1 protein-coding gene and 1 pseudogene are annotated in these 1,028 nt (G+C 42.1%); both read right to left on the reverse strand.

All coding sequences use genetic code 11. The features are described 5' to 3' along the window. The coding region (locus tag QUA38_RS29210) for a hypothetical protein (protein ID WP_333168056.1) at positions 1 to 306 on the reverse strand (306 nt) is incomplete at its 3' end. A gap of 539 nt (positions 307 to 845) precedes the next feature. Then, a pseudogene (locus tag QUA38_RS29215) lies at positions 846 to 1,028 on the reverse strand (catalase); the annotation flags it as partial.

The raw sequence follows: 1,028 nt of genomic DNA on the forward strand, positions 1-1,028 counted from the left end.
TTTAACATCCTGAGGCTGTACGTCGGACACTTCGGAAACAGATGTCTCCTGACCTTGAACTTTTACAAAGTCATCTTTAACATCCTGAGGCTGTACGTCGGACACTTCGGAAACAGATGTCTCCTGACCTTGAACTTTTACAAAGTCATCTTGAACTTCCTCTTTCAGAGTCGGGGCAATGTTTTGAGGTTCGGTTAGGGCGATCGCACTTGATGGTAATGAGTCTAGAGACTGGGCAAATGTACTATCCTGAAACGTGAGTACAAGTAATATGGGGAAAATTGACAAAAAATACTGTATTCGCATAAACTCCTTTTCATAAGATATTTTTGTAACAATATAATATGATTGATTCAGGATTTACGCAACTGGCACATGGTGATGAGTGCGTAAGCGTTGCCCTCGTAGAGGATCGCACTCCTGAGTCAGTTCGGACGATCCTCTTCGAGGGCTGTGCTAACGACGGATTTGGACTATCCTAGACGGACGTTGGCGATCGGCAATAAACCAGGTTTAATCGAATTCGCGATCGCACATACGGGATTTTTGAGAAGGTGCGATCGGCAAACCAATTTTGCGCTTTGTTGATAGAAGAGTCGGGAGTTCAACTTGCTGATATACTCTGGCTTATACTTTTAGGAAAAAGTATAAATAAATCCACCTAATTAAACCTAAGATCGGAATGGCTAACAAGCTGGCTTTACAAGCATTCTTCCTTCTACTTAGCACCATCAAACCGTTTTAGCAATTGAATTTGTTGACAAGGGATTCCCTCAAAGTAATTAAAGCAAGACCAGTTAGTAAGGGAATTAGTTTGGTGTTCTTTTTGCAAGACATCTAATCCCTTAAAATGTTTCTTCTCCTGTGGGTTCTTGGTGGACAAGACCTCGCTTTTTAAGCCGATAATTCGCTACAACTGGGTAAACCACACCGCGTATCCGATTGATCGCACCTACTGGACGATGAACTGCTAAGCCGTTCCAGGGAGAATATCTCAGGTTTTCGTTGAAATCAGATTGTTTTTCATA

The sequence above is a fragment of the Microcoleus sp. Pol12B4 genome, assembly GCF_036701385.1.
Taxonomy (GTDB): Bacteria; Cyanobacteriota; Cyanobacteriia; order Cyanobacteriales; family Microcoleaceae; genus Microcoleus.